Origin of the sequence: Alteromonas sp. CH_MED4-4, assembly GCF_037029575.1 — a bacterium.
Taxonomy (GTDB): domain Bacteria; phylum Pseudomonadota; class Gammaproteobacteria; order Enterobacterales; family Alteromonadaceae; genus Alteromonas; species Alteromonas macleodii.
Map to the genome: position 1 here is coordinate 22,127 of NZ_JAYMEU010000038.1, position 21,533 is coordinate 43,659.

Below are 21,533 nucleotides of genomic sequence, written 5' to 3' on the forward strand. Positions count from 1 at the left end.
TTCCCTACCGCTTTGCTGGTTTTAGCTTTCAGGTGTGTCCATTTCGCTAAACAACGCATCAATAAATTCTTGTCCATCAAACTGGCGTAAATCATCAATACTTTCGCCAACACCTATATACCTTATAGGAATTTTAAACTTATCGGCAATAGAGAATATAACGCCGCCTTTCGCTGTACCGTCTAACTTGGTTAGTGTGATGCCTGTTAAGCCCACGGCTTCGTTAAACAACTTGGCTTGGCTAATGGCGTTTTGCCCTGTACCTGCATCCAATGTAAGCATAACTTCGTGAGGCGCATTCGGATTAATTTTCTTCATTACGCGAACCACTTTCTTAAGCTCTTCCATCAAGTTGTTCTTATTCTGCAGGCGCCCTGCCGTGTCGGCAATAAGGATATCTGTGCCGCGCGATTTTGCTGCTTCTAGTGCATCGTAAAGTACCGATGCACTGTCAGCGCCAGTGTGCTGTGCGATAACCGGAATATCGTTGCGCTCGCCCCATACTTGAAGCTGTTCAACCGCCGCCGCTCTAAAGGTATCACCCGCAGCAAGCATCACTTTCTTACCTTCTTGCTGGAACTGCTTAGCCAGCTTACCAATAGTCGTGGTTTTACCTACGCCATTTACGCCAACCATTAAGATAACGAACGGACCTTCACTGGAATCATGGGCCTGCATCACTTCTGACAGAGGCTGATTCACTTGAGACAACATTCCCGACATTTGCTGCTTCATGATCTCCAGCAAGGCTTCGGCATCTTTTAAATCTTTTCGAGAAGCACTATCGGTTAGGTGATCGATGATTTTTTGCGTAGTATCCATGCCCACGTCAGCGACTAACAGCTGAGTTTCAAGGTCTTCATAGAGCTCATCATCAATGGTTTTGCCTTTAAACAGGCTTACTATGCCGCTACCTAAATTCTCTTTTGTACGAGATAGGCTTTCTTTTAAACGTGCGAATAACGACTTTTTCTCTTTCGGCTTTTCTTCGGCTTTGGCTTTAGCTTGCGCTTCAGCCTCTGCCTTTGCGCGAGCCTCTTCTTCCGCTTGCGCCTTCGCCTGTGCTTCAGCCTCTGCCTTTGCGCGGGCTTCTTCTTCCGCTTGGGCTTTCGCCTGTGCTTCAGCCTCTGCCTTTGCGCGCGCTTCTTCTTCGGCTTTAGCCTTCGCCTGTGCTTCAGCTTCTGCCTTTGCGCGAGCTTCTTCTTCCGCTTGCGCCTTCGCCTGTGCTTCAGCTTCTGTCTTAGCGCGGGCCTCTTCTTCCGCTTGTGCCTTCGCCTTTGCTTCAGCTTCTGCCTTTGCGCGGGCTTCTTCTTCCGCTTGGGCTTTCGCCTGTGCTTCAGCTTCTGCCTTTGCACGCGCTTCTTCTTCAGCTTTAGCCCTCGCCTGCGCTTCAGCTTCTGCCTTTGCGCGAGCTTCTTCTTCCGCTTGGGCTTTCGCCTGTGCTTCAGCTTCTGCCTTTGCACGAGCTTCTTCTTCCGCTTGTGCCTTCGCCTTTGCTTCAGCCTCTGCCTTAGCGCGGGCCTCTTCTTCCGCTTGAGCCTTCGCCTGTGCTTCAGCTTCTGCCTTAGCGCGGGCCTCTTCTTCCGCTTGCGCCTTCGCCTTTGCTTCAGCTTCTGCCTGTAAGCGAGCTTCTTCCGCTTGGGCTTTTTGTTTATCTGCTTTTTTGTTCTTACTGAACCAGCCAAAAAGTTTCGACATCGTTAGGACAAATCCTTATAAATTCTTAGCAATTTCGGCTACACTTGCCGCCTAATGTATGAACGCATGATACCATTGTCAGCCACTATGAAGCGAGTTTCTCGCCCTACTCGGGCACCATCTTCTGCAAAAAAACCTTATTCATCCCAAAAAGGGAAAAAATCAGGGAAAACCCAAAGCACAAATAGTCCTGGGCAAATACGCATTATCGGTGGCCAATGGCGTGGTAGAAAGTTACCCGTACTCAATGCAGAAGGGTTAAGGCCAACTACAGACAGAAACAAAGAAACCTTGTTTAACTGGTTAATGCCGTACATAAACGATGCACGCTGCTTGGATGTATTTGCGGGTTCTGGTGGACTAGGTTTAGAAGCTCTGTCTCGCTATGCAGCACATTGTGATTTTATAGAGCTGGATAAACAGGCAGCAAGCCAGCTTAAAAGTAATCTTACCTTATTAAAAGCAAATGAACTGGCGTCAGCAACCGTTCATCAAGGGGACGCACTAGGTATTTTAAAAGGCATCAGCCAAGCGCCTTACGATATTATTTTTGTCGATCCGCCTTTTGCGAAATCATTGGTAGCACCTACGCTGGCTGCGCTAGAAGATAACAAACTTGTTCATAGTGGTAGCGTGGTGTATTTAGAGCACGAAAGTGCGCTAACAACGCCCGCTCTCCCCGCCCATTGGCAAATTATTAAAGACAAACAAACTAGCGCGCTGCGCTATATGCTAATTGAGATATGTTGATTGATAACGATTGAAGTGCCTCAATTGAGGAGAGATAAGCCGTGACCTTTAACTAAGTACACGGCTTTTATTGAGCATAAGAGCTAAGGATCTGTTGCTCGTTTTACCTAAGCAAGATCAAGTTGCGTTGTCATTAAAGCTCAAGACCAATATTGGAGATTCCAGCTTCCAAGGCAAGTGCTTTCATTTCATCTGCCGCTTTCGCTGGGTATTTGGCTTGCTCTACATAATCAAGCAATTCGTTTTGTACCTCAACTTCAAACTCCATCAGCGGATGCCCTTTTACAGTCTCGTCATCGGCTTCTTCGCTTTCTAGCAAATAGGCTTCTACGCTGCCTTGCGATAACTTGCTGATGACCACTGCGCCTTGCGGATCGTCGCCTGCCATCAAATTTAGCAAACCAGCTAGACCAATAGCTGCATCAATTGCTGGATAAACGCCATAGTTGTCATGCTCACTGGTATCAGGTGTAGCCACTTCAACTTTCTCAAGCTGTACCGCAATGTTGAATTTGCTCTTGGGTGATTTCAACGTTTCCCACACCAAATTCAAACAGTTGCGCAATGCGCTTGCATCACCACTTTCCGTTAATTCACAGAAAAGCGTGTAGTTGGGTAGCATACGCTCAAGTAATGCAGCACCGAATGCAACGGCTTTCCAGCCTTCCAAGGCGCGAACGCGCCCAAAGGTATTAAGTTTTTGCTTTGCCATTTAAAGGGCTCCAGTGGCATGCATGAAATATTGGGTAACGCCATCCAGCAACATTTGGATAGCAATCATAACTAGGATCATACCCATTAATCGCTCCATCGCAACTAGACCGCGCTCCCCCAGAATTTTATGGAACACATTTGAAAATAGTAAGATCACTGCGCTTATCGACCATGAAGCCGCAAGCGCAATCGACCAGTCAGCCATTCTGTCTGGCGCTTGGTTGGCAAGAAGAATAAGCGCAGCCAGCGTTGAAGGGCCCGCTATCATAGGAATAGCTAGAGGTACTAGAAAAGGTTCTTCACCTACAGCTAATCCACTGGGGTTGCCCGATGATGGAAAAATCATTTTAAGCGCAATAAGGAACAGAATAATTCCCCCAGCGATACTTACTGTCTCTTGTTCCACGTTCAGAAAATTGAGAACCGATTGGCCACTGAACAAAAAGAGAAACAGGATGCCAAGAGCAAATAATAATTCTCGAATTAGGATGACTTGACGACGCTTTGGTTCTATCGATTTGAGTACCGACATGAACACAGGGAGGTTACCTAAGGGATCCATGATCAAAAAGAGCATGATGGCAGCAGACCAAGTATCCATTTTTTTACTGTCTCCGGTTGTGAGGCTAAGCCCGTTTGCGCGTAAACCATTGAGTATAACTCAAAGTTCTTACAGATGGTCGTTTTAGGCGCGCAATGGTAAACCAAGCTGACTTAGTTAAAAACACCTTTTAAGGCATGATTGTTTTTCATTTATCTAGAGCCTGCAAAAAATACTCGAAAAATAACGAAAGTGCGCTTTACTAAAGCGTAGGGAGAAGTGTTTGTCATTTCTAAGCGGTGTTTTCGCCTTATTCACGGTCAGAATTCAAACAGCCCAATTGGCTTTTTCTACACCTTTTGGATAATGTCTTATCTCCAGAGCTTTTGATGTAATAGTGAGTAACATCATTTTGTTTAACGTTTTGTTCTGCGCATTGTTCGGCGTTGGAACCTGTTAATCCTCAATAAGAACAACCAAAAATAGGAAATATTGCAATGAGTTTGATGACTGTTAAAGAAGTGGCTGCTTTTCTTGGCGTACAAGAAGTGCGCGTAGAGCGCCTTGAGCGTGAAAGCCTTTTGGTTTCGAAAGATAAAGACACCGACGGTAACCCACTTTTCGACAGTGGCGACGTTGAACGCTATAAAACGCTAGCTGAGCGTTTAGGCGGGATCTAATTTACAGAAAAAGGGCGTGATTTTTTGCAAAGTCACGCCCTTTTTATTTTTTTGCGCGAAGCGACGTTAGTTCAAGTAACGTTATTCGCTTTGCCTCTACACATCCACGTGGCACAACGTGCGACGTTTAAAAATAGAGCAGCGTTCGACAGCCGTTAGGGCGTCGAACGCTATTTTATTTATGCACTGAAGTCTTTCAGCATTCTCGCAATTGAGCGAATACCTTTCGCTGTTGCCCCTACCGGCATTTCAGATGTTGCCCCGCCATGGTAAGCAGCGGCTAAATCCAAATGTACCCAGCCTTCTGGCTTAACAAAGCGTGATAAGAAGCCCGCAGCGTTTGATGCACCGCCACCACCGCCACCTTTCATCGGGCGACTGTTTGCTGTATCTGCGAACGCCGATGGACAGCGCTCTGCGTGGAAATCTTCAAGTGGTAGCGGCCAAAAACGTTCGTTTTCTGCCTTTGCTGCTTTAAGCATTTGTTCGCGGGCATTATCATCTAACGAGAATACGCCATGGTAGTCAGAACCCAGTGCAACCACTGCAGCACCGGTTAGCGTTGCTGCATCAATAATCAACGGTGCGCCCGTTTCCGTTGCCGCCATAAGGCCATCAGCCAACACTAAACGTCCTTCAGCATCGGTATTAACCACTTCAACGGTTACCCCATTTTTGTAGGTAAGCACATCACCCAACTTATAAGCGTGACCGCTAATAAGGTTTTCTGCACAGCACAAAATAAGCTGAATACGCTTTTCACTGCCTTGAGAAATAGATAGCCCTAATGCCCCTGTTACCGTCGCAGCGCCGCCCATGTCACATTTCATATCTAACATGCCTTCGCTTGATTTAATGCTGTAGCCACCGCTGTCGAAGGTGATGCCTTTTCCAACTAGCACGGCATCAACTGGCGCATCCGTATTACCTGTTGGGTTGTAATCAAGTACCAGCATTGCAGGCGGACGTTCACTACCGCGGCCCACATTATAAATGCCAATCCAGCCCTGCTCTTTAAGATCTTCACCTACCGTCATTGAGTAGGTTACCTTGTCACCACCCAGTGACTTAAGCCACTGTGCTGCTCGGGTTGCTAAGGTTTCAGGGCTTAGATCTTCAGGTGTTTCGTTTACCAGCTGACGGGTAAATAGTAACGCCGCATATTCTTGCTCTAGCGCTTCTTTGTCAGCCGTTTCGGCCCATTTTATTGACGCTGGTTTGCGGGCACGCGTGAAGCTAAGTGCAAAAGCCCACTGCTGCTCTTTGTGCCAATCGCCGCTTAGCGTAACTGCTGGCAGGCTTAAGCCATCTAGCTTTCTTGCCGCTTGCTGAATTAAACGCTCATTAAGCTTGTCGTCAGGCAGGTGAATAACTGCACCTGATTCAGTGAAAGAAAGCTTAGCACTCTCGCCCCACACTGCTTCAGCACTGTTTCTAGAAAGGCTAACGGTAAATTCTGCCATCGCGTTTTATTCCTTATTACATCGTTATATTATTGCAAAGCGCTTTTTGCGCTTGCACAAATGTTTGTTACTCTTTGGCGCCTTGTTTACTGCGCTTGTTGTTCGCTAACCACATACGCTTTGTTCGCTAAGCGCATACGCTATACGTGCTCGTTCAAAAGCACACATATCAATTAGCGAAACACACTAACGTGTTTTCACCTACATTCTAAAAAAGGCGACACATGAAGTTTTCACCTTCCTTATTACGCGGCACCCTTATAAAAAGGTACAAGCGATTTCTTGCCGATGTTGAGTTAGACGACGGCACTATTGTAACTGCACATTGCCCAAATACTGGCGCTATGACTGGCTGTGCTGTTCCTGGATACACTGTCTTTTTAAGTGAATCCACCAACCCAAATCGAAAACTCAAGTATACATGGGAGCTAGCCCAAACATTTGATGGTCACTTCATCGGCATCAATACGCACAATGCTAATAAACTGGTGGCGGAAGCGCTAGATAACAAGGTGCTAAGCGAATTTTCAGACATCACAGATTGGAAAGCAGAAGTAACACCGCCAACCGCCAATAGCCGGTTCGACTTTGCATTAACCCGAAAAAATGTTGAACATCAGAGTGTTACTGAGTATATGGAAGTTAAATCCGTCACCTTAGCGGATGAAAACAAAGGGTTCTTCCCCGACGCAGTCACTCAACGCGGCGCGAAGCACTGTTTAGAACTTGCTCGTTTATCTGACAGTGGTATAAAAACCAATCTGTTATTCTGCGTACAACACACCGCCATCGAAAGTGTACAAGTGGCCGAGCATATTGATCCAACTTATGCAGAAAGCGTAAAGATTGCCGCAAACGCTGGCGTAACGGTTTTGGCGGCAAGCTGTAGAATAGACGAACAAAAAATCCTATTAAATCAAACACTCCCTTTGATTTTATAAAAAATAGGTTGATTTTTTTCATTTCGCCTTCATATTTGCGCCTTGTTTTAGTGGGAGAACGCACTAATGCGTTTGCTGGTAGCCAGCGGGCTAAATGAAAAAACACCTGGCTAATTTATGAAAGCAATACACCAGCATAATAATTACATAGACACGATTGATTGCCTGAAGTTGTCGAGTCTGATATAGATATCGGTCCAATCAGGACAAGATGGATGTCGTAGTGTAGGAGATGTGGCAGATGCCAACAGGAAAAGAAACAAAATCCCTAGGACTATTAGCGCTGGCAGGTTTACAGCCGTACGAGCCAAAAGCTGACGAAGAGTACATGGGCGAGCCCCAAATGGAGCACTTCCGTCTATTGCTTAAAGCATGGCGCAACCAACTTCGTGAAGAAGTTGACCGTACAGTAACGCACATGAAGGATGAAGCAGCAAACTTCCCTGATCCTGTAGACCGTGCAGCTCAAGAAGAAGAGTTCAGCCTTGAGTTACGTACACGTGACCGTGAGCGTAAGCTAATAAAGAAAATTGAAAAAACGCTTAAGCGAATTGAAGAAGACGATTTCGGCTTCTGTGACCAGTGTGGTATCGAAATTGGTATTCGTCGCTTAGAAGCTCGTCCTACAGCAGATTTATGTATCGACTGTAAGACCATGGCTGAAATTAAAGAAAAACAACTTCAAGGTTAAGTTACTAGCCTCGATTACGTTGATATAGAAAGCCTCATCCCGAAAAGATGGGGCTTTTTGTTAAGCCTTTATTATGCATAACCACTATGTAGGGCGCTTTGCTCCCTCTCCATCCGGCCAACTTCACTTCGGTTCGATAGTTACCGCTGTTGCCAGCTACCTAGATGCCAAAAGCCATAACGGAAAATGGCTGCTACGTATGGAAGATATAGACGAGCCGCGCTGTATTAAAGGTGTAGATAAAGACATACTCACTACCCTAGAAGCCCACGGCCTGTATTGGGACGGCGACGTCATCTATCAAAGCCAACAACATGCCCGTTATCAAGCGGTTCTCGATGACTTACTTACACAACAAAAAGCCTATTTTTGTACCTGCACACGTAAGCAAATTAAAGCCATGGGCGGTGTTTATAACGGCCACTGTCGAACTGAGCCAGTGCACTCCAACACACAGGATTGTGCAGTTCGTTTAAAAGTAGATACTCAACTTGAAGCCTTTGATGACGTGCTTATGGGCAAAGTTATGCCCTCTAATTCAAGCTCCGATTTAATAGCCGAAGACGTAGTACTGAAACGTCGAGACGGCTTATTTTCGTATAACCTTGTCGTGATTTTAGATGACGTATTTCAGCAAGTTAACCATGTCATTAGAGGGTGTGATTTAATTGATGTCACGCCTTTACAGCGCGCCGTATATCACACGCTGGGCTATTCTACTCCTGAATACGGTCACGTGCCGGTCGCTGCCGTGGCACCAGGCAGAAAACTAAGTAAACAAAACCGTGCAGCGCCAGTTAAAAACGAAACAGCTTTAGATAATCTCGTGCGTGTGATGCACTTTTTAGGCTTTTCCTTTCCAAATGCCTCAGAATTTGGTGATATTGATTCGGCGCTTAAGACGGCTATTTCAATGTGGAATAGGAAAAAAGTAGTGAAAACACCCGAAATTATTGTTCCACAGCATGAATCCACTTATTATAGCGAACCTTTATAGTCTGCGGAGATACCATCATCATTCATCGTGTTTTTAAATCTGTTAAGCGCGCTTTTTCAAAAGAGAGTTCGTCTCCTAACGCTTTAAAGCCAAGGACTATGACCCGTGGAGAACACGGTATATCTCGCGAAGACGTAAGCGCAAATGCATTAAAAGTAATGTATCGCCTTAATGGAGCTGGCTTCGAATCCTATTTGGTAGGAGGCTGTGTACGCGACATTTTGATGGGTCACGAACCAAAAGATTTCGACGTGGTGACGAACGCCACACCTGAACAAATTAAAGGCTTGTTCAGAAATTGCCGCCTTATCGGCAGGCGCTTTCGTTTGGCCCACATTGTGTTTGGCCGTGAAATCATTGAAGTAGCCACGTTCCGCGGGCATCACCAAGAGACGGACGAAGACGAAAACCTTCCCAAAGGCAAGGCTGTCGCAAAGCGCGACGCTCACGGTCAATTAGTACGCGATAACGTATTCGGCACCATTGAAGAAGATGCTGAACGCCGTGACTTTACCTTTAACGCCATGTATTACAGCGTGGCAGACTTTACGGTAAAAGACTTCGCTAATGGCTTAGCCGCCATAGAAAAAAGAGAAGTTGAGCTTATTGGCGACCCGGAAACACGCTACCGTGAAGATCCGGTACGCATGTTACGTGCGGTGCGCTTTGCCGTTAAGCTTGGCATGCGCATTGAAGCAAAAACCGCTGCACCGATTAAATCTCTGGCCAACCTTTTACAGAACATTCCACCTGCGCGCTTGTTTGAAGAAACCCTTAAACTGTTTTTATCGGGTAAGGGAGAAGAAACTTTCTTAATGCTGCACGAATACGGCTTAATCGAGCCTTTGTTCCCTCAGCTAACGCCGTTTTTGAAAGATGAAAACAGCCGTGAAATGCAGTTTGTACGTCGCGTACTTGCCAATACCGACCAGCGCATTAATAGCGACCAGCGTGTTACGCCAGCGTTCCTTTATGCCGCACTACTCTGGTATCCGGTTGAAGAAGAGTCACAACGCTTACAAAGCGAGTCTGGCTTAAATGCTCACGATGCATTTAATATTGCGTCAGGCGAGGTCATCGCACGTCAAACACAACGTATTATGATCCCTAAACGCTTCTCTACCGTGGTTCGGGACATCTGGATTTTACAGCAACGTCTACCTAAGCGCTTTGGCCGTCGCGCTTTCCAATTGCTTACGCACCCTAAATTTAGAGCAGGCTATGACTTTTTGCTTGCCCGAGGCCAAATTGAAGGTGGCGATCTATTAGAGCTAGCTCAGTGGTGGACGCACTTCCAGCACGCTGACAACGGTAAGCAGAAAGGCATGCTTAACGCCCTTCGCAAAAGCGAAGGCGGCGCAAAAGGTGCCCCGCGTAAGCGCAAGCGTAAACCAGCGAAGCGAGGTCCTGATGCATAAAGAGCACGTGTACATTGGTGTAGGTAGCAACCTCGGCGATAGCCAAGGAAAAGCCCAGCGCGCGTTTGATGCGATAGGTCAAATAGAAGACACCCGCGTACTTAAAACCTCTTCACTTTATTCCAGTAAACCGATGGGGCCGCAAGACCAACCTGACTATATTAACGCGGTGTGCTTAATTGAGACCTCGTTAAAGCCCCACGGCTTATTGAAGCAGTTGCAACGCATAGAGCTGGAAGAAGGCCGTGAGCGCAAAGGTGAGCGCTGGGGACCACGCACGTTGGATTTGGATATTTTGTTGTACGGCAGCGAAACTATCGACACCGCAGACTTAATCATTCCCCATTACGGCATGGCAGAACGCGAGTTCGTTATGGTGCCGCTGTTTGAAATTGCGCCCAATATGGTTATGCAAGATGGCAAACCCATCTCGGCATGGGTCGCTAACTGCTCGCTGGATGGACTTCGTCGCCTGCGCTCTTCCAATTAGCGGCAAAATCCGTATAGTTCGCCACACGATACCAACAATATCAATCTGAGACATGTCATGAAGAAAGTAACTGTATCGGGCTTGCTTAAGAAAAAGCAGGCCGGGGAAAAGATCACCTCTTTAACCGCTTACGACGCCAGCTTCGCCAAAATGTTCGACGAACAAGGCGTTGACGCCCTTCTTATTGGCGACTCTTTAGGCATGGTCCTTCAAGGTGAAGACGACACCCTACCGGTAACCATCGATGACATTGCCTACCACACGAAAAGTGTGCGTCGCGGCACTGAACGCGCCTTCGTATTAGCCGATATGCCGTTTATGTCTTACGCCACTCCTGAGCAAACCTACGCCAATGCAGCAAAGCTTATGGCTGCAGGTGCAAGTATGGTTAAGATGGAAGGTGGAAGCTGGTTGTGCGACACCATCAAAGGCTTAAACCTGCGTGGCGTACCTGTGTGTGGCCATTTAGGCTTAACGCCTCAGTCAGTGCACGTTTTCGGTGGTTTTAAAGTTCAAGGCCGCGAAGCGAGCCAAGCTGAAAAACTGCTTAGCGAAGCGAAAGCGTTGGAAGAAGCCGGTATTCAGTTATTAGTGCTTGAGTGCGTGCCTTCATCGCTAGGCAAAGCGGTTAGCGAAGCCCTAACCATACCGGTAATCGGTATAGGCGCAGGCAAAGATACCGACGGTCAAATTCTGGTGATGCACGACATGTTTGGCATCAGCGCAAACTATATGCCGAAGTTCTCAAAGAACTACCTTGTAGAAACCGGCGATATGCGCAAAGCCGTATCAAAATATATTGAAGATGTGCAAAGCGGTGCGTTCCCATCGGCTGAACACAGCTTCGAGTAACGAGGTAAATTATGAAGGTGGTTGATAGTATTTCAGCATTACGCAGCACGGTGAACGCATGGCGACGTAATGGTGAAACCGTAGGTTTTGTACCCACTATGGGCAACCTGCACGATGGTCATCTCAAACTAGTTAAAAAAGCGAAAGCGCACAACGACAAAGTGGTGGTTAGCATTTTTGTTAATCCCATGCAATTTGGTGCGAACGAAGATTTAGACGCCTATCCACGCACTATCGAAGAAGATAAAGCTAAGCTTATTTCTGTGGGTGCTGACGCGGTGTTTTTACCTAGCGTAGCGGAAATGTATCCGGCAGGTCTGGATGCGCAGACGTTCGTTGAAGTGCCCGGTATTTCAGACTCGCACTGTGGCGCCAGTCGCCCTGGCCATTTTCGCGGCGTCGCTACCGTGGTGACCAAGCTTTTCAACATGGTACAGCCCGACGATGCGTTTTTTGGTGAAAAAGACTTCCAGCAGCTACAAGTTATTCGCGCGTTAGCTCGCGATTTATCAATGGCAGTGAAGGTTCACGGGGTTTCTACTGAACGCGAGACGTCAGGCCTAGCAATGAGCTCTAGAAATGGCTACCTGACAGACACTGAAAAAGCGACGGCGAGTGCTATTTTTGCAGAAATGCAGCGCTTAAAAGCGGGCATAGAAAGTGGTAACACCGACTTTGTTCAGCTTGAAAATGCCATGGTCAGTAACCTTGAAGCAAAAGGCTTTAAGAAAGACTACTGTCAGGTAGTTAACGCCGCCACCTTTGAACCAGCTAACGATAGCGACAAAGAATTAGTTCTGCTTGTTGCTATGTTTATGGGTAAGACACGCTTAATTGATAATATGCAAATTACGCGAGATTAAGCGTAATACCAATCCTCGCGGATAGTCTCGAACTACAAGAGAAAAAGTCCGATGCATGACTCCTAAACAGAGCCTGTATCGGGCGTTTTTTTATTTGTTGCTGCTGAAGTCTTTAAGACGCAACGGTTTCTGTTTCGCGAACGAAATCCATTAGCTCTTTCCAAACCTGTGTCTCTTTCGCAATTAAGTGTTGCTCAGCCAAAATTGCGGCCAAGTCGTTATGGCTAGTAAGCGGATTCGCTAACACTACGCGAAACACGGTAATACACTGGGAAGGGTAATCCGGCGCTTCCAGGCGAGTACGAGACACAAAAGACTTACCTGCTTCACGCTGCTGCTTTTGTACCGCAACAACAAGGGCATCAACCTTCTCATTAATAGCGTTGCGGGTTTTAGCATTCACATGCTTCAGCTTTTCCTGCACTTCAGCGGGACAAACCCGATAGGTCAACAGTGATAGAATAGGTGTGGTCGTCAATTCAAAGTCTTGGGCTTTATCAATCATCTGCGCAAAGTCTTTGGCTTTATCAATGCTGCGATCAATTAGTAGCTCGTACCCTTTGCGACCGAATATATGCAGCGCCGAGTACACCATCATGGCCATACCGTTTCGGGAGCCTTCCAGCGTTGTAGCACCTAAGTCTTTAGAGCCTGCACGCAAAATATATTGCGCGTGATGTCTTACCGCATTGGCATTTTGTGGGTCTTTGAAAAGCGCCATTCCTGCGCCCATTGGCACGTACATCTGCTTATGTGCATCAATAGTCACTGAGTCTGCGCGCTCAATACCTTTTAGTCTGTCGCGGTAGCGCGCCGAGAACAGCGTAGCGCCGCCCCAGGCTGCGTCTACATGGAACCAGCAGCCTAACTCTTTGGCTACGTCAGCAAGCTCGTCTAGTGGGTCTACGTGCCCTGTTTCGGTGGTGCCGCCTACCCCAACGATAGCAAGAAGCTTATTGCCTTCCTCTTGATAACGTTTGCCAATGCGAAGGGCTTTTGCTGGATCTAGGGTTTGCTTTGGCGCGGGCACAGTTAATAATTGTTCGCGGCCTAACCCCAATACATCCACTGCCTTTGACAGCGAGTAATGCCCACGTTTACTGCACATCACGCCTAAATTGTTAATGTCGTAGTGACGATAGGCAGCGGCAAGACCTGCTTTTGCCACGCCAGAAAACCCTTTTTGTGGGCCTAGTAGTTTGTTGCGAGCCACCCATAAGGCAGTGATGTTGGCAATGGTTCCGCCAGAACAAAATGCCCCCAAAGAATGGGCCGCACTGTGTAGATGGTTGTCGTAAAAGCTTTGAGGCTGATCGTACACAAGGTTGTGCATCATACCCAATACTTGACGTTCTAGCGGCGTGAAAGCTTTAGACGTTTCTATTTTAACCAAGTTCTGGTTAAGCCCGACCATTAACTTAGAAAGCGGCAGGTGAAAATAGGGCAACGCTGAGGTCATGTGACCAATAAAGGTAGGCGAGTAAGTATTAACTGAATGCGCAACAAGCTTATCTAACAAGCTTTCAGCATGAGTAGACACAAACTCGGGTGACTCAGGCACCTTGGAGTCTGAAAAGTCTTTTTCAATTTCTTCTAACGACGTCTTTTTTGTCACTACGTGCTGCGACAAAAAATCTAAGATATTGTCAGATAAATGCTGCTCTATTTGAGCCAGCTTTGAGTCTTTGTGTTCAGGCTTGGTAAAGACCCTAAACAGGTGCTCTAAACTAACTTGCGCTTCACCCACTCAACACACCTCATACTTAAAACAATCACACATTTCGCTTACATTTATTGGGCGAAATCAACAGGCGGTTTTGTAGGACACCGGCCTGACACTTACTTTTCCTTTTAGCCAAATAGCATTCAACACAATTACTTTGCGACTGGTGCAGCTATTTATCCAACATATCCCTTAACGGTACATCGGCTGGGCTAATGCGCGTTGACGCGGTCCATTCGTTGCCAAACCTGAAAACTTATCACAATACTTTCAGGGTGTCGCACTTTACATCAGATTGCAATGCTCGCCAAGGGTTAGCGCACGGCATTTAAGCGACTATTAACGTTTTATTACATGCAAAAAACTTATGAAGCGGTTAACTCTGCACACGTATTTAAACGAATTCCCCCGAATTTTGTACCGCAAATTCTATCAGTCTCTACTATATTTAATTTATGAATAGTACCAACACGGGTCTCTCGTATTGGTTTTCCATCTTCTAATTGCGAGCCTAAGTAGCCATTGAACTCACATTCAAGCATTCATCGCTGCGATAAAGTACTGCTTCAAAGCAAGGGGGTCTGTTTATGCCCATTCGTGAAATTTCCGAGGATTTCTCTATCGATGATATCGTGCCTTATTTTCAACCCATCGTTGACTTACAAAGCCAAGGAGTATGGCGCTACGAGTGCCTGGCACGCTTGATAACCCGAGGTGATAAGACTTTTTTACCTAGCGAGTTTCTCTACCTTATAGAGCGCGAACAACACGTAAATACACTTGCAGCGAGCATGTTTGTGCAATGTGCCAGCTATTTTCACGACGTTAATATCCCTTGGAACATCAATATAACTGCCAATGACCTTCACAATGTAGAGCTTACTAATACCCTCATCACCCATTTAGCAAGCTATCCCACGCCGGAGCGTGTAAGTATAGAAGTGAGTGCTTCTACTGCCCTATCCAATCCGAAAAGCCTTACCGCATTTATCGAAAAAAGCATGCATGTGGGGCTGGGCGTTTTCATCGACAACGTTGGATCATGCCCAGGTAACATACGAGCGCTTATGAACTTGCCAGTTCGGGGGATTAAGCTCGCTGGCGGGCTAATTAAACACTATGACGAACAAGAGGCAGTGAGGGAATATGTAGACTATCTGCTGTCGCTATGTGAACGCCATGGAGTAAGCACTATTGCCGAGCACGTAGAAGATGAGGCGCATCTAGAACGCGTAAAACGCCTGCCCATTCGTTATGCACAGGGATATGTGTTTAGTCCGCCCATGGCGAATGTGCGAAGTGCCACTGCGCGCCATTAACAAGCGAATTATACGAATTTGAATAACAAACGGGGCGAGATTTTCATCTCACCCCACTTTTATCAGCTTTCAGTATTTCTTGCTGCTATAGCAGACTCAGCTTTCTTCGCTACGGCAGTTAAGCTGCCAGCACGATTGACCGCTCCCTCGGTACTTTCGCTCAAACGGCGTCATGTGATCATCGCCAGTAACTTCAGATAAATCAGATACCATGCCGTAATGTTTAGCCGCTTGCGCAAATTCCATTAGATAAATAAGCCAGTTGCTACGCACCTCAATATTAGGTGTGATCGCCATCAGGTCCACCATGGCCGCACTACCGTGCCAGCGCTTTTGAACCTGCGTCTTTTTAGGATAGGGGTTGGGATACAGCAGAAAGTGCTGAGTCACGTTCCAACTAGACTGCTTTACTAAGCGCCAAAAGTCGTTCACATCGGCACGAATGACCCGATAGTTATCTTGCTGTGCACTGTAATACTCGTGTTTATCCACCCGCAGCGCCGACTTATCGATACCGATAACACGCGCATCGGGGTTTGCTCTTGCAATATTCGCCGTACTTTCGCCAACGCCGCAGCATGAATCTAAAATGATCTCGCCGCTAAAGCCATCAAGCCACGCGCTGACATCATCAAACGCGGCTTGTGTATGGTCGCTAATCGGTCGCTTATTTTCACTCGCTTGGTACTTTTTCACTAAGTCGTCTAACTTATCGTGAATACCTACCTGCGATGTTGTGATTTCTCTAGAATTACCGCTGGCCATTAGCTACGAATACCTTTACCCGTTTTAAGTAGGTAGTACGCCACACCAAATAGCAGTGCATTAAAGCCCACTAACAAGGCAAGCGACAAGGTTACATTTACGTCAGAGACCCCCAAGAAGCCATAACGAAACCCGTTGACCATATAGACAACAGGGTTCGCCTTACTCACCCACTGCCAGAATTCAGGCAATAGGGTAAGTGAATAAAACACACCACCTAAGTAAGTTAACGGTGTTAATACAAACGTTGGAACCACGCTAATATCATCAAAGGTCTTCGCAAATACCGCATTAATTAAACCCGCAGTCGCAAACAAGGTAGAAGTGAGTAACAACGTGAGCGCAATAATGCCCAAATTGTGTATTTGAACATCAACGAAAAACAGCGACACTAAGGTAACGATAATACCTATCAGTATGGCGCGGGCCACGCCGCCGCCCACATACCCGAGAATGATGACCGAAGTGGGTACTGGTGACACCAACAGCTCTTCAATATTGCGCTGAAATTTAGCACTAAAAAATGAAGAGGACACGTTGGCGTAGGAGTTTGTGATCACCGACATCATAATAAGGCCGGGCACAATAAACTCCATGTAAGTAAAGCCGCCCATTTCGCCAATACGGTTGCCGATGAGGCTACCGAATATCACGAAGTACAAACTCATTGTAATAGCTGGCGGCACAAGGGTTTGTACCCATATGCGCAAAAAGCGCGTGCATTCTTTTATCCAAATAGTGGTTAGCGCCACATAGTTTTGCTTAAACCAACCCACGTTTTCTTCTGTGTTCATTTGTGTACTTTCAGTTTTCATGTTTTTCACCTTTACCTGCTGTGGGTTTAGCCAGCTTGCTTCGCTGATTCAACTAAACGCACAAATAGCTCTTCAAGGCGGTTTGATTTATTGCGCATGCTCATTACTTGAATACCCTTTTCACTTAGCTGGGTGAAAACCGGGTTCAATCCTTCCGTTTTCTCAACATCAACTTCAAGGGTATGGTCGTCAATCAAACGGTGTTCAAAGCCCGTTAGTAGGTCATCTGTCGTCGTCATGCCCTCTGGAATTTTGATATCCAACACAAAGGTTTCTAGGCTTAATTTAGACAATAAAGCTTTCATGCTGGTGTTCTCGACAATGGTGCCCTTGTTAATAATGGCGATATTGCGACACAGCATTTCTGCTTCTTCAAGATAGTGGGTAGTGAGGATAATCGTGATCCCCTGACGATTAATCTCTTCTAAGAAGCCCCACATTGAGCGGCGAATTTCAATATCTACGCCCGCGGTTGGCTCATCTAAAATAAGCAATTTCGGCTCATGCATGAGTGCTCGAGCAATCATCAGTCTTCGCTTCATACCACCCGATAGCTCACGCGCGCGGGCATCGCGTTTTTCCCACAGGTCAAGCTGGGCAAGGTATTTTTTAGCGCGCTCTTTCGCAATACTGCGCGGCACACCGTAGTAACCTGCCTGATTCAATACAATTTGCAGTACAGTTTCAAACTGGTTGAAATTGAACTCTTGTGGCACCAGCCCAATGCAGGCTTTGGCTTGCTCTTTTTGCGTTGTGAGGTCATAACCAAACACCGACACACTGCCATTGGTTTGGTTTACAAGTGAACTGATAATACCAATAGTGGTAGATTTACCCGCCCCATTTGGGCCAAGTAATGCAAAGAAGTCTCCTTCTTGTACTGTAAGGTCGACGCCTTTTAGTGCCTGTACGCCACCTTTGTAGGTTTTGGTTAACCCTTTAATGTCCAACGCTTTCATGATTTGCCCGTAGTGAGAGTGTGATCACTAAGACGTATTGACCTTTGATGCAAACCAAAGGTCAGCACGCCCTAATTAACTTTAGTGAGATGCAGTTATCTGTCGCTAACAACTTACAACCAACGAAGTGTAACCTAGTTCATGCTATTAAATGAATACACTCGCGTTTAGTGGTTGCTTTAAACAGTTTAAGCTTTCGTCTTCTAAATGAGAGCGAAAACGCCTTTTTTCAACCCCAATAAAAAAGCGCCGCGTACCGTTGGGGTAGTACGCAGCGCAAAGGGTAGCTTAATACCAGTCTGAATAGATAATTAAGACTTTTACGTAGAAGTTCAGCCTTACCGCTTCCACGGCACTGTTTCCCCTCTCCTAGTCTTTGAAGAGGCTTCTACAGTGCAATCCGCCTATCTTGCTTGGCACTTAAAAAAAAGCAGTGCGCTAAACTCGACGGACAAATACTATTAAACCCGTTATTCATGGCAAAAAAAGCGCGTAATTGTGGAAATGTGGTGGTGATTTAGCTTTCCTATAGATTTAGCACGTGAAACTGCACGCCAAGCGTTTTGTTAATCCACGCTTCGGGACGTTGTGTGGGGCTGCCGCCAAAGATAAAGTTCACGATAAGCCCCTCAAATATGGCGTAAATGAGGCAGGCTTGAGGATTTTATGCCGAACTTAGGCAATAGCTGTCATTCATAGGTATAGTGTGCGCTCTATCAGAATTATATTTGCGGGTTAATGTATGCCAAAGACAATTGCATTAGTGGAAGATGACGCGGCCATTCGCGAAAATTACATTATGGCGCTTAAAGCGCAGGGCTATAGCGTGAATGCCTATGAGGACAGGCCTTCTGCTGCTGAAGCGTTTAACCACACCTTACCCGACTTAGCCATTATCGATATTGGTTTGAAAGATGAAATTGAGGGGGGCTTTATGCTGTGTCAGCAACTGCGAGGCCTATCACAAACCCTACCTATCATCTTTTTTACTGCACGAGATAACGACGTAGATACTATCAGCGGCCTTAGGATGGGCGCAGACGACTATCTGACTAAAGATATTAGCATGGCTCACCTGCTAGCACGCATTGCAGCCTTGTTTAGGCGTACAGATTTACTTGCTGCCCCCACAGAGCAAAAGGATGAACTAAAAGTGGGCGACTTAAAAGTAGACGTGTCGAGAATGACGGTAAGCTGGCAAAACCAGCCCGTTTTGTTAACGGTAACAGAGTTTTGGATGCTGCATGCGCTTATTAAGCGCCCTGGCCATGTGAAAAGCCGCCAACAGCTAATGGATGAATCCAGAATGGTGGTAGACGACACCACCATTACTTCGCATATCAAACGTATGCGTAAAAAGTTTGTGCAGCTTGACCCAAACTTCGATCATATCGACACTGTTTACGGCATGGGATATCGCTGGCAGCTGTAGTGGGCTTTCGACTAAGACCGCGTTTCGTCTGATTAAAAGATAAGGGCAACCGACTAAAAACATGGGATTTCGCTTTTCTATCCGTCTGCAGCTTATGGTGCTGTCGCTGTTCTTATTCACCATTCCCTACTTAGGTTATAACTATGTGTGGGAGCTTGAGCAGTATCTGCGAAACGGTCAAGAACAGACCATGATTGGCACGGCGCGAGCCGTTGCTACCGCACTTCATGAGCGTCCCGCTTTATTTGATAGCCAGTCTGCGTATCTTCAAGACGTACGTCCTGGCACAGATCTTTACGCGCCTCCTATCCCATCCCCCATTCGACTGGATGGCGAACTTAACGACTGGCAGCAAGTCAGCGAGTTAATGAGTGAGTATGGCAGTGGCGAAGTTATTGAGTATTACAATGGCTATGCGGGTGAACCTACCAGCTTATCGTTCAAGCATATGGTGGGGCGCTACGGTCAATTCCTGTATGCCATGTTTGAAGTCAGTGATGACGTACTGCTGTGGCGGCAACCCAATAGTTTAAGCGTGGAGACCGGCGACCACCTGCTTGTGGGCATGGAAACTCCACAGGGAGAATTAGCAAGGTATGTTGTCGCCCCTTATGAAAGTGGCTGGGTAAATGCGTACAAGCTCGCAGATAACACAACGACCACACGGGCGGTAGAGAACGCGCTCTCTATTCAAGGCCGATGGCAAGAGACTGCCACGGGCTACAACATTGAACTGCGCTTTCCGCTATCAATGACCACAGGCGGCTTAGCATTTTCAATTGTCGATGTGGACGACAGGGCAAGCCGACTTAAGCAGTACGCGTTAGGTACGGCTAATACAAAAGAGCTCGCTGAATTAGGTACTGTTATTACCCCTTCCCCTGAAATTGAGCGCATACTGTCCGGGTTAAAATATGCTGATTCCCGGGTTTGGGTTGTAGATAAGCACAAGCGGGTACTCGCCCGCGCTGGTGACATTCAATCGGCCTCTGGCATTGAAGTAGATGAAAAAGAAACCTCTTCAAATGCAATTTGGCACTGGATTGAAAGTGAGTGGTTACTTCCACTTTATTATCAAATTCTTACGCGGCCACCGGCCGACTTTATTGACGAACTAGACGATGCTTATGCATTGGTAGGGCAGGATTTAGGCACGGCGCTGAATGGCCAACCCGATTCACTATGGCGTTTGTCACCCGATAACAAAGCCATAGTACTCTCCGCTGCCTACCCAATTTTTATTGAAGGCAACGTAATGGGTGCGGTTATTGTAGAGCAAACCACTAACGGTATTCGTACGTTGCGGAACCGGGCGTTAGAACAGCTCTTTCACGTGATTTTAGCAGTGATGACCATAGGTACATTAGGGTTACTGCTGTTCGCTACGCGAATTTCAAACCGCATTCGCTCCCTTCGCGATAACACCGAAGCGGTGATAGATGATAATGGCAAAATCATTGGAACCCTGCCGGTATCAAATCAGCGTGATGAAATTGGTGATTTATCCCGTTCATTTGCGGATGTGCTTTCACGGTTACAGCAGTACAACTCCTATTTAGAAAACATGGCATCTCGCTTGTCTCACGAACTTAGAACGCCCATTGCCGTGGTAAAATCGTCGCTGGATATGCTGACTCAGGTGAATGACGCCGACCAACAAGCCGTTTTTGTTGAGAGGGCGCAATCAGGGGTGAACCGCTTAAGTACAATATTAAACAGTATGAGTGAAGCCACCCGATTAGAGCAGGCCATTCAACAAGAAGATTTAGAACCATTCGACTTAGTTAAGGTGATATCTGGGTGTATTGCTGGTTACGAACATGCCTATAGCCATCGATGCTTTAGTTTTACCCACAATGCTGATACTGCGCGCATACTTGGCTCCCCTGAACTTACGGCTCAAATGTTCGATAAAGTTATCGCTAACGCCGTAGATTTCAGTGAAAAAGAAAGTGAAATCCAAGTCAGTATTACGGTTAAGGACAAGCAAGCTGAGTTAACCATTAGTAATACCGGGCCGCTTCTTCCTGAAGGAATGAGGTCTCAGTTGCTTCAGTCTATGGTGTCGGTGAGAAAAGAAAACGATGTGCAAAATGCCTCTTCACCGCACTTGGGGCTGGGACTTTATATTGCCAATATCATAATGACCTTCCACAAAGGTCAGTTGTCGTTATCCAATCGGAAGGATAGTACAGGTGTAGTCGTCAGCGCACGCTTTCCTTTGATGTAAATGAATGAAAAAAACGTCCAACTCGGTCTATAGTTAGAGTCTAATAAACTTTGCTAGATAGATAGCGAAAGCCGAGCACATACCTTATACCAGTTCACATAGGTTATTATCTATACGGATTAATGGTATGGACCCTCTCCTCCCATAAAGGCTTCAAATGAGCCAAGATAGGGTTGTTCAAATCACTATCAA

Annotated in this window: 20 protein-coding genes; 12 read left to right on the plus strand and 8 right to left on the minus strand. The window is 46.5% G+C overall.

All coding sequences use genetic code 11. From position 1 onward, the window contains the following. Positions 1-21: 21 nt before the first annotated feature. On the minus strand, positions 22-1,698 hold the full coding sequence (ftsY, locus tag WA381_RS19070) for a signal recognition particle-docking protein FtsY (protein WP_156087019.1): 1,677 nt from the start codon (positions 1,696-1,698) through the stop codon (positions 22-24). A gap of 66 nt (positions 1,699-1,764) precedes the next feature. On the opposite strand from ftsY, the gene rsmD reads away from it, so the two are divergent. Continuing rightward, positions 1,765-2,448: a 16S rRNA (guanine(966)-N(2))-methyltransferase RsmD gene (rsmD, locus tag WA381_RS19075; protein ID WP_156087021.1), complete on the plus strand. Its 684-nt coding sequence runs from the start codon at positions 1,765-1,767 to the stop codon at positions 2,446-2,448. A gap of 133 nt (positions 2,449-2,581) precedes the next feature. Here the strand turns inward: rsmD and WA381_RS19080 are convergent, their stop codons facing one another. Together WA381_RS19080 and WA381_RS19085 are read right to left on the minus strand one after the other, a co-directional pair. After that, on the minus strand, positions 2,582-3,160 hold the full coding sequence (locus tag WA381_RS19080; RefSeq protein ID WP_014977586.1) for a YjaG family protein: 579 nt from the start codon (positions 3,158-3,160) through the stop codon (positions 2,582-2,584). Further along, positions 3,161-3,763, minus strand: a complete 603-nt coding sequence (locus WA381_RS19085) for a YhgN family NAAT transporter (RefSeq protein WP_014977587.1) — start codon at positions 3,761-3,763, stop codon at positions 3,161-3,163. A 437-nt stretch (positions 3,764-4,200) separates the two neighbouring features. Here WA381_RS19085 and WA381_RS19090 point away from each other — a divergent pair, with 437 nt between their 5' ends. After that, positions 4,201-4,383 carry a hypothetical protein gene (locus tag WA381_RS19090; RefSeq protein WP_014950994.1) on the plus strand — a complete coding sequence of 61 codons (183 nt, stop codon included), beginning with the start codon at positions 4,201-4,203 and terminating at the stop codon, positions 4,381-4,383. A 179-nt stretch (positions 4,384-4,562) separates the two neighbouring features. Here WA381_RS19090 and pepB read toward each other — a convergent pair whose 3' ends face one another. Beyond that, positions 4,563-5,846 (minus strand): aminopeptidase PepB, encoded by a 1,284-nt coding sequence (pepB, locus tag WA381_RS19095; protein ID WP_110289375.1) that lies wholly within the window; start codon positions 5,844-5,846, stop codon positions 4,563-4,565. Between the two features lie 224 nt (positions 5,847-6,070). Here pepB and sfsA point away from each other — a divergent pair, with 224 nt between their 5' ends. From sfsA to panC, 7 genes are all read left to right on the plus strand, one after another. Next, positions 6,071-6,787, plus strand: coding sequence for a DNA/RNA nuclease SfsA (gene sfsA / locus WA381_RS19100; protein WP_156087023.1), 717 nt, complete (start codon positions 6,071-6,073; stop codon positions 6,785-6,787). 241 nt (positions 6,788-7,028) lie between these two features. Further along, the gene (dksA, locus tag WA381_RS19105) at positions 7,029-7,478 is read left to right on the plus strand and encodes an RNA polymerase-binding protein DksA (protein WP_014950997.1); all 450 of its coding nucleotides are present in this window, start codon (positions 7,029-7,031) and stop codon (positions 7,476-7,478) included. A gap of 73 nt (positions 7,479-7,551) precedes the next feature. Continuing rightward, positions 7,552-8,475 (plus strand): tRNA glutamyl-Q(34) synthetase GluQRS, encoded by a 924-nt coding sequence (gluQRS, locus tag WA381_RS19110; protein ID WP_156087025.1) that lies wholly within the window; start codon positions 7,552-7,554, stop codon positions 8,473-8,475. A 98-nt stretch (positions 8,476-8,573) separates the two neighbouring features. Further along, positions 8,574-9,893 (plus strand): polynucleotide adenylyltransferase PcnB, encoded by a 1,320-nt coding sequence (gene pcnB, locus WA381_RS19115; protein ID WP_156087027.1) that lies wholly within the window; start codon positions 8,574-8,576, stop codon positions 9,891-9,893. Continuing rightward, on the plus strand, positions 9,886-10,383 hold the full coding sequence (folK, locus tag WA381_RS19120; RefSeq protein ID WP_156087029.1) for a 2-amino-4-hydroxy-6-hydroxymethyldihydropteridine diphosphokinase: 498 nt from the start codon (positions 9,886-9,888) through the stop codon (positions 10,381-10,383). Before pcnB ends, folK begins: the two co-directional genes overlap by 8 nt. 57 nt (positions 10,384-10,440) lie before the next feature. Continuing rightward, positions 10,441-11,235, plus strand: a complete 795-nt coding sequence (gene panB, locus WA381_RS19125) for a 3-methyl-2-oxobutanoate hydroxymethyltransferase (protein WP_014977593.1) — start codon at positions 10,441-10,443, stop codon at positions 11,233-11,235. 11 nt (positions 11,236-11,246) lie between these two features. Continuing rightward, entirely contained in the window at positions 11,247-12,098 is an 852-nt protein-coding gene (panC, locus tag WA381_RS19130; protein ID WP_110289378.1) for a pantoate--beta-alanine ligase, read from the plus strand. A 112-nt stretch (positions 12,099-12,210) separates the two neighbouring features. Here panC and panP read toward each other — a convergent pair whose 3' ends face one another. Beyond that, on the minus strand, positions 12,211-13,845 hold the full coding sequence (gene panP, locus WA381_RS19135; RefSeq protein ID WP_156087030.1) for a pyridoxal-dependent aspartate 1-decarboxylase PanP: 1,635 nt from the start codon (positions 13,843-13,845) through the stop codon (positions 12,211-12,213). A gap of 563 nt (positions 13,846-14,408) precedes the next feature. On the opposite strand from panP, the gene WA381_RS19140 reads away from it, so the two are divergent. Continuing rightward, complete coding sequence (locus WA381_RS19140; RefSeq protein WP_014951004.1) at positions 14,409-15,140, plus strand: EAL domain-containing protein; 732 nt, start codon at positions 14,409-14,411, stop codon at positions 15,138-15,140. Between the two features lie 96 nt (positions 15,141-15,236). Here WA381_RS19140 and trmB read toward each other — a convergent pair whose 3' ends face one another. From trmB to WA381_RS19155, 3 genes are read right to left on the minus strand one after another with little or no spacing between them, the layout of a single operon-like run. Next, complete coding sequence (gene trmB / locus WA381_RS19145; RefSeq protein WP_156087032.1) at positions 15,237-15,905, minus strand: tRNA (guanine(46)-N(7))-methyltransferase TrmB; 669 nt, start codon at positions 15,903-15,905, stop codon at positions 15,237-15,239. Further along, a complete protein-coding gene (locus tag WA381_RS19150; RefSeq protein WP_014951006.1) occupies positions 15,905-16,720 on the minus strand; it encodes an ABC transporter permease in 816 nt (271 codons plus the stop codon). The genes trmB and WA381_RS19150 overlap by 1 nt, the downstream gene beginning before the upstream one ends. A 26-nt stretch (positions 16,721-16,746) precedes the next feature. Then, on the minus strand, positions 16,747-17,679 hold the full coding sequence (locus WA381_RS19155; protein WP_039226809.1) for an ABC transporter ATP-binding protein: 933 nt from the start codon (positions 17,677-17,679) through the stop codon (positions 16,747-16,749). 742 nt (positions 17,680-18,421) lie between these two features. Between WA381_RS19155 and pdsR the strand changes: the two genes are divergently transcribed. Beyond that, the gene (pdsR, locus tag WA381_RS19160) at positions 18,422-19,111 is read left to right on the plus strand and encodes a proteobacterial dedicated sortase system response regulator (RefSeq protein ID WP_014951008.1); all 690 of its coding nucleotides are present in this window, start codon (positions 18,422-18,424) and stop codon (positions 19,109-19,111) included. 61 nt (positions 19,112-19,172) lie between these two features. Then, the gene (gene pdsS / locus WA381_RS19165) at positions 19,173-21,341 is read left to right on the plus strand and encodes a proteobacterial dedicated sortase system histidine kinase (RefSeq protein WP_156087034.1); all 2,169 of its coding nucleotides are present in this window, start codon (positions 19,173-19,175) and stop codon (positions 21,339-21,341) included. The last annotated feature ends 192 nt before the right edge of the window (positions 21,342-21,533 follow it).

Excerpts from the sequence above, each read along its gene's own strand:
- ftsY (WP_156087019.1), bottom strand. The coding sequence starts at position 1,698 with ATGTCGAAACTTTTTGGCTGGTTCAGTAAGAACAAAAAAGCAGATAAA.
- pdsS (WP_156087034.1), top strand. The coding sequence starts at position 19,173 with ATGGGATTTCGCTTTTCTATCCGTCTGCAGCTTATGGTGCTGTCGCTG.
- dksA (WP_014950997.1), top strand. The coding sequence starts at position 7,029 with ATGCCAACAGGAAAAGAAACAAAATCCCTAGGACTATTAGCGCTGGCA.
- WA381_RS19090 (WP_014950994.1), top strand. The coding sequence starts at position 4,201 with ATGAGTTTGATGACTGTTAAAGAAGTGGCTGCTTTTCTTGGCGTACAA.
- gluQRS (WP_156087025.1), top strand. The coding sequence starts at position 7,552 with ATGCATAACCACTATGTAGGGCGCTTTGCTCCCTCTCCATCCGGCCAA.
- WA381_RS19140 (WP_014951004.1), top strand. The coding sequence starts at position 14,409 with ATGCCCATTCGTGAAATTTCCGAGGATTTCTCTATCGATGATATCGTG.
- WA381_RS19155 (WP_039226809.1), bottom strand. The coding sequence starts at position 17,679 with ATGAAAGCGTTGGACATTAAAGGGTTAACCAAAACCTACAAAGGTGGC.
- pepB (WP_110289375.1), bottom strand. The coding sequence starts at position 5,846 with ATGGCAGAATTTACCGTTAGCCTTTCTAGAAACAGTGCTGAAGCAGTG.
- WA381_RS19080 (WP_014977586.1), bottom strand. The coding sequence starts at position 3,160 with ATGGCAAAGCAAAAACTTAATACCTTTGGGCGCGTTCGCGCCTTGGAA.
- folK (WP_156087029.1), top strand. The coding sequence starts at position 9,886 with ATGCATAAAGAGCACGTGTACATTGGTGTAGGTAGCAACCTCGGCGAT.
- panB (WP_014977593.1), top strand. The coding sequence starts at position 10,441 with ATGAAGAAAGTAACTGTATCGGGCTTGCTTAAGAAAAAGCAGGCCGGG.
- WA381_RS19085 (WP_014977587.1), bottom strand. The coding sequence starts at position 3,763 with ATGGATACTTGGTCTGCTGCCATCATGCTCTTTTTGATCATGGATCCC.
- WA381_RS19150 (WP_014951006.1), bottom strand. The coding sequence starts at position 16,720 with ATGAAAACTGAAAGTACACAAATGAACACAGAAGAAAACGTGGGTTGG.
- pdsR (WP_014951008.1), top strand. The coding sequence starts at position 18,422 with ATGCCAAAGACAATTGCATTAGTGGAAGATGACGCGGCCATTCGCGAA.
- pcnB (WP_156087027.1), top strand. The coding sequence starts at position 8,574 with ATGACCCGTGGAGAACACGGTATATCTCGCGAAGACGTAAGCGCAAAT.
- panC (WP_110289378.1), top strand. The coding sequence starts at position 11,247 with ATGAAGGTGGTTGATAGTATTTCAGCATTACGCAGCACGGTGAACGCA.
- trmB (WP_156087032.1), bottom strand. The coding sequence starts at position 15,905 with ATGGCCAGCGGTAATTCTAGAGAAATCACAACATCGCAGGTAGGTATT.
- sfsA (WP_156087023.1), top strand. The coding sequence starts at position 6,071 with ATGAAGTTTTCACCTTCCTTATTACGCGGCACCCTTATAAAAAGGTAC.
- rsmD (WP_156087021.1), top strand. The coding sequence starts at position 1,765 with ATGATACCATTGTCAGCCACTATGAAGCGAGTTTCTCGCCCTACTCGG.